General features: G+C 55.2%; 9 protein-coding genes and 1 pseudogene. 5 read left to right on the top strand and 5 right to left on the bottom strand.

The window, feature by feature from the left end:
- Positions 1 to 361 precede the first annotated feature (361 nt).
- Positions 362 to 568 carry a cation transporter gene (locus tag Q0C48_RS08600; RefSeq protein WP_291523423.1) on the top strand — a complete coding sequence of 69 codons (207 nt, stop codon included), beginning with the start codon at positions 362 to 364 and terminating at the stop codon, positions 566 to 568.
- Between the two features lie 20 nt (positions 569 to 588).
- A complete protein-coding gene (locus Q0C48_RS08595; RefSeq protein ID WP_291523421.1) occupies positions 589 to 834 on the top strand; it encodes a glutaredoxin domain-containing protein in 246 nt (81 codons plus the stop codon).
- A gap of 374 nt (positions 835 to 1,208) precedes the next feature.
- Here Q0C48_RS08595 and Q0C48_RS08590 read toward each other — a convergent pair whose 3' ends face one another.
- Complete coding sequence (locus Q0C48_RS08590; RefSeq protein ID WP_291523420.1) at positions 1,209 to 1,646, bottom strand: hypothetical protein; 438 nt, start codon at positions 1,644 to 1,646, stop codon at positions 1,209 to 1,211.
- A gap of 414 nt (positions 1,647 to 2,060) precedes the next feature.
- Here Q0C48_RS08590 and Q0C48_RS08585 point away from each other — a divergent pair, with 414 nt between their 5' ends.
- Positions 2,061 to 2,234 (top strand): PCP reductase family protein, encoded by a 174-nt coding sequence (locus tag Q0C48_RS08585; protein ID WP_291523417.1) that lies wholly within the window; start codon positions 2,061 to 2,063, stop codon positions 2,232 to 2,234.
- Between the two features lie 49 nt (positions 2,235 to 2,283).
- On the opposite strand, the pseudogene Q0C48_RS08580 reads toward Q0C48_RS08585, so the two are convergent.
- Positions 2,284 to 2,440: pseudogene (locus tag Q0C48_RS08580) on the bottom strand (IS3 family transposase); the annotation flags it as partial.
- Positions 2,441 to 2,678: 238 nt separating this feature from the next.
- Here Q0C48_RS08580 and Q0C48_RS08575 point away from each other — a divergent pair.
- Complete coding sequence (locus tag Q0C48_RS08575; protein WP_291523415.1) at positions 2,679 to 3,524, top strand: crotonase/enoyl-CoA hydratase family protein; 846 nt, start codon at positions 2,679 to 2,681, stop codon at positions 3,522 to 3,524.
- Between the two features lie 36 nt (positions 3,525 to 3,560).
- Here Q0C48_RS08575 and Q0C48_RS08570 read toward each other — a convergent pair whose 3' ends face one another.
- Together Q0C48_RS08570 and Q0C48_RS08565 are read right to left on the bottom strand one after the other, a co-directional pair.
- A complete protein-coding gene (locus Q0C48_RS08570; RefSeq protein ID WP_291523413.1) occupies positions 3,561 to 6,137 on the bottom strand; it encodes an ATP-binding protein in 2,577 nt (858 codons plus the stop codon).
- Positions 6,138 to 6,178: 41 nt separating this feature from the next.
- Positions 6,179 to 7,420, bottom strand: a complete 1,242-nt coding sequence (locus Q0C48_RS08565; protein WP_291523411.1) for an HD domain-containing phosphohydrolase — start codon at positions 7,418 to 7,420, stop codon at positions 6,179 to 6,181.
- Between the two features lie 292 nt (positions 7,421 to 7,712).
- Here Q0C48_RS08565 and Q0C48_RS08560 point away from each other — a divergent pair, with 292 nt between their 5' ends.
- Positions 7,713 to 7,883 carry an STAS/SEC14 domain-containing protein gene (locus Q0C48_RS08560; RefSeq protein WP_291523409.1) on the top strand — a complete coding sequence of 57 codons (171 nt, stop codon included), beginning with the start codon at positions 7,713 to 7,715 and terminating at the stop codon, positions 7,881 to 7,883.
- Here the strand turns inward: Q0C48_RS08560 and Q0C48_RS08555 are convergent.
- Positions 7,880 to 8,122, bottom strand: coding sequence for a hypothetical protein (locus Q0C48_RS08555; protein WP_291523406.1), 243 nt, complete (start codon positions 8,120 to 8,122; stop codon positions 7,880 to 7,882). The two genes, Q0C48_RS08560 and Q0C48_RS08555, sit on opposite strands and share 4 nt — an antisense overlap.
- Positions 8,123 to 8,137 lie beyond the last annotated feature (15 nt).

Raw genomic sequence — 8,137 nt, 5'->3', positions numbered from 1 at the left:
CGCAGCTTGCGCTTGTCGTTGCCGACGATGAGATGTTTCTTGCCTTTATCCATGGCGTCACCTCTCTATCCATCGCATGGGGTCGAGCCGAATGGCAAAGTATTGCCGATCGCCCCTCCGCTACTACCGGAAAGCAATCATAGTATCGCCGCCTGATCCAAAATCAATAGCTTCCGATAAACGCGGGGCGGTTCATCTGTGCCCGTTGCGTCACCCGGCCAGCTTCACTGCAGGCGCTAAGTTTTACAATGGATCCCCTTCAAAGACCCTCTTGACATTACACTGGTCTTTAATGTTTATCATGGGCGCAGAGTAGCTTGTATGTAGGCGGTCAGCGGCCGTCCCCAACAGGAGAAAACCCATGAGCGATATCAATCTGAAGATCACCGGCATGACCTGCGGGCACTGCGTGCGGGCCGTGACGAAGGCGTTGGAAGGCGTGCCTGGCGTGGAAAAGGCGGACGTCACACTGGAGCCAGGAGAAGCCGTGGTGCATGGCCAGGCGAGCACCGCCGCACTGATTGCTGCAGTCAAGGAAGAAGGCTATGCGGCGGAGGTGCGGGGCTGAGGCCCCGCACACCGACCGTCATGTCTGATCTTGTACTGCTCTACACCAGTCCTGGCTGCCCCGACTGCGCTGCCGTGCGCCGTTACCTCGAAGCACATGATGTTGCTTACGAGGAGCGCGACGTGACTGCTCCCGGCGTGGCGGAGGAAGCCAAATCACGCTACGGTGTGCGGGTCGCGCCGATCACGGTGATCGCGGGCGAGGCGCTATGGGGCACATTTGCCCACCAGAAGCCACGGCTTGATGCACTGCTGGCCGAGACGTAAAACGTACTGGACGTCGGGATAAAAACGCCTGAATGGCTACAGACGGCCATAAGATGGACCGTCGTTCGCAGTTACGAATGGCTGGGGTGCTCAGAGAAAAGTGCGGTAGCCACATCGCGGGGATAGGTGCGGGTGGCGATGAGCAATAGCATGGTCGCCACGGCGAGAAGTACCAGAAAAATCTGAAAACTGATTTGCAGGCCATAGCCATATCGGCGCTCAAGTTATCCAATCACCGTGGTTATCCGATGGGGTGATTTCTGTCCTGGCCGGGACGTAACTGCTTTTTTGAATCATTGGCTTGTCGCTACTGCTTGCCATCCCTGTCATGTGGCCGGCGCAATATAAAGCGGAGAACCTTCGTTTTTTTACATTCAGTAGCCACCCACGTTGCCCTCTTGTTTCGCGTGGGTCAGAGGGATGTTGCCGCAAGAGACATAGATTCCCATCCGCTCCTTGCTCTTGTGCACGTTTATGGCATAGGTTCCTGCCTGGATCGTGGACAAGGGCACCGGCACAACGGTTTCGGACTTGCCGTCTATGACGTTCGCCAAAGGCCATTTCGGGTGGGGATTGAGATTGGTGCAGGTTCCCGGATGGATATGCGCCGGCTGGGCGATGCCGGTAGGCGCGTGGGGGAGGTTGATGATCACCTTGGTCCTGGTGCCCTCCGGTATAAGCGTTGCAGTACCATTTTCCCCGGAATTATTTTGGGCTTTGAGGTTGATGGTGACCGATTCGGCTGCTGCCGCGGTATTTACCCAGCCCGAAAGCGGGATTACAAAAACCAATGCGAACACAAATCTATGCATAACTTACCCCCGACGTGAAAGAAGATCTCTGGACCACACCCATTTCGCTCGATGACGGCATGGAAGCCCATTGGCGATATGGCTCATATTTATAACTCTAGCGTAGTTCCTGGCTATTTCAAGCCGGTAACTGGGAGTCCAGTTTAATGGGCGGCGCCATCTCACCGTTCACTGCATGAAGCATGGCGACAATCATGCTAGTCTTGTTGTCCACCCGCAAGGATTTTCTGCCGCAGTCCGGCTCCGTCGGCTTGCCATCCCGCTAGCAAGCCCATAAAATATGTACAAACATCACCTCCGCGATACGCCGAGGTGGCCGTTAAGCGCGCCATGGCCAGGTGCGCAGACGACTTGATGATGGCCTCAATGCCGTGCGCGCAAGCGCGAACCCCCACCTGATGAAGGAGCCAACGAATGAGCGAACAGACGCTACCCTGGGACGAAGACGCATTGCAACGCTTGGAGAAGATGCCTTTTTTCGTGCGTAACATGGCTAAGGCTAAAATCGAGAAGGCCGCCAAGGAAGCGGGCGAATCGAAAGTCACCGCCGCGTTTCTCGATGCCAACAAAGGGAAACTAATGGGTTAGCCTCAGTATTTTCAGGCGCTCATCTTCCTGGTGAGCGCTTCGATGCCGTCATGAGCGCGTGCCTTGCAGCGACTCCCTGGCAAAGTACGCAGCCGCCTTTTTACGATATCCCGCTCCATCCGCATTTTTGCCAGTTCCTTGCGGAGTTGTTGATTCTCCATTTCCAGCTCTGACACCGTGCGCGCTCCAGGAGCGCCCGCAGGCTTTCCACCTCGCGCATTAGCCACCTTCCAGCCAGAGTCCCTTTGGGTACGGCTTCCTACTGCCCACAACAAGATTCATGATGTCGCTTTCGACAGGCGCCAGGAGGGCGCGGCTCTTGATAACGGTCTCCACTTTGGCGAAATTGGGTGGGGGTGCCATCGCACCTCATTACTCCATCTCAACATCATTCGAAGTTTATAGGAGAACCCCATGAACAGCATGCTTCAACCCTCCGCGCAGTTGACCGAACCCATGCGTGCCTCTTACAGTCAACTGAGCACCTTTTATGATGAAAAGTATCAGTTGATGTGGTGCTTCATGCACGCTTCGCCGCGCCCCTGTTTTACCCCGGTATTGCTGGACGAGATCAGCCGTTTTCACGGAACAGTAGTTTCTCAAAATACGTCATCGGAAGGCCGTAAAACATGCTATATTGCATGGGCCTCCGATGTTCCCGGCGTTTTTAATTTGGGGGGAGACTTGAATCTATTCAGGACGCTCATTCAATCAAAAGATCGAAACGGGCTCCTGCGCTATGCCACCTCCTGCATAAAGGTTTTGCATGCCAATATTTGCCATCTCGATCAGGATATAACCACCATCTCTCTGGTCCAGGGGGACGCGTTGGGAGGCGGGTTCGAGGGTGCCCTATCTAGCAACATTCTGATAGCGGAACGCAGCGCCAAAATGGGCATGCCTGAGATCCTCTTCAATCTATTCCCCGGCATGGGGGCATATAGTCTTCTGTCCCGCAAGGTCGGTATAGCCAGTGCCGAGCGTATGATCCTGAGCGGCAGGATTTATACCGCTGAGGAGTTGTATGATATGGGAGTGGTCGATATCCTCGCTGAGGATAACCACGGGGAGCGCGCCGTGTATGACTATATTCAGAAAGAAAACCGGGCTAAAAACGGGTATCGGGCCTTGCGCAAGGTAAAGGACCTGTGTAGCCCGGTCACTTACGAAGAGTTGATAAAAGTCGGAGAGATTTGGGTCGATGCCGCATTGCGCCTGGAAGCGAGAGATCTGCGGATGATGGAGAGGCTTGTTGCCAGGCAGTCGGCAAAGCATCAAGGCGCGGCATAGCGGGGCTTAGATAATCCCTTAGACACATTAGGTTAATTAGGTTACCGCATCGCGCTGGCTATCGAGGTAAGTGGTCAGAGCGATGCAGGTGCTATCAAATGAACTGCTGATCTTTCTCGTCAGGGATTCCACTTTTGGCGATCCGAGGTCATAAGGCTTCAATCTCTCGGCCTCACTGCAAGCCAGCGCCAGGAGCGTACATCCGAGTTGCCCGGCGCTGCCCTTGAGCGCGTGGACCATATCCTGAAAGTGTAGGTAGTCCCGTTGCGCCACCGATTTTTGAATCTCGGTTATGAGATGATGACCATCCTGGATGAAACCCTTCGTTACATCGCCTACGAAATCATCCCCCCCTAACTGACTGAGCGCATATAAGGCCTGTTCATCTACTATGGCTTGGGTAATTTTCCGTACCCTTGTCGGATGCATGACGTTGTTCTTGCTTACTTCCTGACGTTTTTCGTCGATCTGTGCAATAGTATCGAGCAAATGCCTGGAGTCGATCGGCTTGGTGATATAGGCGCTTGCACCAGCGAGGCGGCAGGACTCCATGGATTCACGGGTCGCGTCGGCCGTTAGGATGATGACCGGGGCGGGTGTTGCGGTTTCCATGAACCGGTATGCCTTCAAGACGTCCAGCCCGTTCATTCCGGGCATGTTCATGTCCAAAATCAGCATGTCAAAAGAAGGGCCCTCGTGTGCCAGGATATCTAGCGCCTCCTCGCCATCGGTCGCCAGATGTACACTGTGCCCGGCGTGTTTGAGTATTCCCTGAATTACTTTCTGATTTACCACGCTGTCCTCTGCAACGAGGATGTTCAGGGATCGGGCGCTGCTTCGCTGCTGGTAGTACTCCAGCAGCGGGACCACGTTCTCGGGCATGTCATGCTCGGCTTTGGCGGCATGCAGCGCATTAAAGAGCAGCGTTCTGTCGAGGGGGGCATGCAGAACCGATGAATACCCGGCGCGCAGGAACCGTTCGTCCTCTTGCCCTGATCCTTCCTCGACCAGCACCAGGGATATCTGCTGCAGGAGAGACTCCGCCCGCACCGCGATTGCGAATTGATCCGCCGCCAACTCCAGTTGGCGGCGCTCCACCAGGGCCACTCGGTAGGGTATGCCGTGCTCGTTGGCCTCAACAAGCCGCGAGAAGGCCCGTGCGGAGCTACTCACAAGGTCGCTCTTCAGGTTCCACGTCGTGAGGGCTTCCTGCAGGTCCCCGGCTAGCGTGCCACCAGCGACGATCAGCACACGGGTATCGGGCAGGGAATAGGTGTCGCTTGTATCCTGAATCCAGGCTGTATCGCGAACCAGGAAAGGCAACTCGAACCAGAAGGTGGAACCCGAGCCGGCAAGGCTATGGAAACCGATGCGGCCCCCCATCTTCTCGACCAGTTCCTTAGCGATGGCCGTGCCTAGACCAGTGCCGCCATAATGGCGCTGGATGGATGCATCCGCCTGAACGAAAGGCTCGAAGATGCCCGCCTGCGCCTCTTCTGGAATGCCGGGGCCGGTATCGCTGATATCAAAGCGGAGCCAGGCCTTGTCAGGCGTGACGGAAAGGGGGCGGATACTTACCTCCACACGACCTCTATCCGTAAACTTGACGGCGTTACCGGTAAGATTGATCAGCACCTGACGCAGGTGGCGGGGATCACCGCGCAGCAGGAAGGGCGTCTCTGGCACAATGTGGTTGACCAGATTCAGCCCCTTTTTGCTGGCTGCGGTCGTTAGTGTCTTGAGCGTTTGATTCACCAGGGCATGCAAATCAAAATCGGTTTGCTCGATGGCGAGACGACCCGCCTCGATCTTGGAAATATCCAGGATGTTCTCGATTAATTCCAGCAGGGTATGCGCTGATGCCTGAATGATGCGGGCGAGCCCCGTTTGTTCCTCGTTCAGGCTGGTCTCCAAGAGGAGATCACTCATTCCGATGACGCCATTCAATGGGGTGCGTAGCTCGTGGCTCATCTTGGCGAGAAACTGAGATTTGGCCCTGTTGGCCTCGTTTGCGCGGTCGATGGCGGCATTTAGTTTGGCCAGCAGGGCAGCCATATACGTGGGGAGGGCGGCCAACATGATTAACCCGCCCACCCAGAATGTGAAATGAGAGGACCAGAAATTGCTGGTGAACAGCACGGCAGTGAAGCCGGCAACACTCATAATGGTGGCAAGAAACAAATAATTGAGGCCGTATCGGAAACCATTCCCCATGGTGACCCAAAGATAGATTCCGAGCAGCGGAACCCCCGACTGGTAATCGCTCTGAGAGATCAGGAAAGATATACCGCCGAGGTCACCACTCATGCCCAAGATACGCCGCCAGGGAGATTCGCCCGGCCAGACGATGATGGAAATAAACAAAATTATTGAAAAGGCTATGAAAATAATTGCCGAAATCTGCAGAGTGAAAAGATGTCCGGGATTTTTGAGCAAACTGACATACGCGGAGGAAAATATATAGATATAAACCAGAAGGCCGATCACCATTCGCACAATCGCCTGCTCATGCTCACTATCGGTCCGCCGGGATAGTCGGCCTGAGAGGGCCCGGAAGAGGCCCACCTGACGGATGGCTAGATCATTTGCTTCGGGCATCTGAGTATCGGACATCGATGGATCCACAGGGGCGGCCAGGGTGGGTTGCGCCAGCTTCACATGTCCGCATCGGCGGGCAATGAGTCGGTGTTTCCCTGGGGTGAGGGATCGCGCAACCGCTGCCCGATTGCACGGATTTCGTCTAGCTGGCTGAGAAATGCCTGCACGCAGAGGGGATCAAAGTGACGACCTGCCTGATCTCGCATATAAGCAACGGCCTCATCGAACGGCCAAGCCGCCTTGTACGGGCGCGCCGAAGTCAGGGCGTCAAACACGTCTGCCACCGCGACGATGCGCGCTTCCAGCGGGATCTCCGCCCCTCGCAATCGCTTGGGATAGCCGCTGCCGTCGAATTTTTCATGATGGCCCATAGCAATTATTGCCCCGATTTGGATAAAACGGGATTGGCTCCCACTCAATATTTCATGGCCGATGAGAGGGTGCGCCTGCATCAACAGGTGCTCATCCTCCGTGAGCTTGCCAGGCTTCAGGAGGATGGAGTCAGGTATGCCGATTTTGCCAATATCATGCAGCGGTGCGGCCAACTCAATTTCGTCACACCTCACTTCGGCGAAACCAAGCTTCTCGGCCACCACGCGGGTATAGGTGGCCATGCGCATGACATGATTGCCGGTATTATGATCGCGGTACTCACCGGCCCGAGCCAAAATAAGGAGCGTTTCCCGTTCCCTTCCGCGGATCTGCTCCGTCGCCAAAACCACTTGATTTTCCAGATGATTAGCTCGGTCTTTGACAATCTTCTGCTGCTTTCGTAAGGCGAGCAGATTACGACAACGTGCTTGGCACTCATACTGGTCTACCGGTCGGGTGAGAAAATCCGTAGCTCCAGCCTCTAGGGCTTTGTAGCGGACTTGGATATCCTGGACTACGGTGACGATTACAATCGGTACATCGCCGCATGCAGGAATGGCGCGGACGCGCTTGGTAAATTCCAACCCGTCCATGATTGGCATTTTGTAGTCCGCAAGGATGAGGTCCGGCGTTTGGTTGTGTATCCGCTCCAGGGCCTTGTGAGGATCAGTGAAACTCTCCACCAGCAGTTCTGGTGTAATGCTGAGCACCAGCCTCTCCAGTATCTTGCGACCGGTGGACTGGTCGTCCACGATAACGACGAACGGCTTCGCGCGCGCGTTTTTCTGCCTGTCTCTGGACGGCAGTGCATCCCAGTTGTTTTGAAAGTATGAGTGTTGATTAGCTGATTGCATAAAGCCCTCCGGTCCAAGGGACTGCACTTCAGCCTGTTCTACAGAAGCTGTGCGTATGGAACCCTGGATCAATATATATTCATCCTAACGGTCTGACTAGAGGAGACCCAAACCACGGTAAATTTGCACTCAGCCGCCTCCAGCCATTGCGGGTAGTGCTGGACACCCATGGGCTGCTTTCCGGCTAGCGTAACCCAGCCAGCGTGCCAGGCAAAATCCTGGCCACGTGGCGACATGGTTCCGTTGAAATGCTGCTACCGGATTATATCCTGTGCGCGACGACAAGGATCAACCGGCGCTGCACACGCTACTGGCCGCCCTCAAGACGCCTGGCGTCGACCGACCGATATCCTAGTGGGACGACATGGAGGTGGGATTTGCTCATCGCAAGGCATGGGAACGGATTGCAGTTGTCACGGACGAGGGCTGGATTGCTGGTGCAACACGCCTTTTCGGTTTTGCCATGCCTTGTCCGGTCAGAGTCTTTTCCAACGAAGAATTTGCTGAAGCGGCAAATTGGATTGCTGCAGACTAAAGTTCACGACCTTCGGCAAACATATCCCATGCGCCGAAAATGGTGTGAACGATGACGTGGGCGGCAAACCAGAGCACCATAAAGCGCAGAGTCTCTAGGCCGATAGGGATCCAGAAGGGGCTGCCGCTACCTGATAATTCAGGGCTGGCGAGAAAGTCGCTACGCATTGCGAGAATGGTCAAAACCCAGGTGATTGCCCAGGGCTTTATTCGGCCATTTTTTTTGGCTTTGCGCGCCATAACTGAATTTTCCTC

It is taken from the genome of Acidithiobacillus sp. (assembly GCF_023255755.1).
Taxonomy (GTDB): domain Bacteria; phylum Pseudomonadota; class Gammaproteobacteria; order Acidithiobacillales; family Acidithiobacillaceae; genus Acidithiobacillus.
Note: the sequence above shows the minus strand (reverse complement) of the source record. Positions and strands in the feature narration are given on the sequence as shown.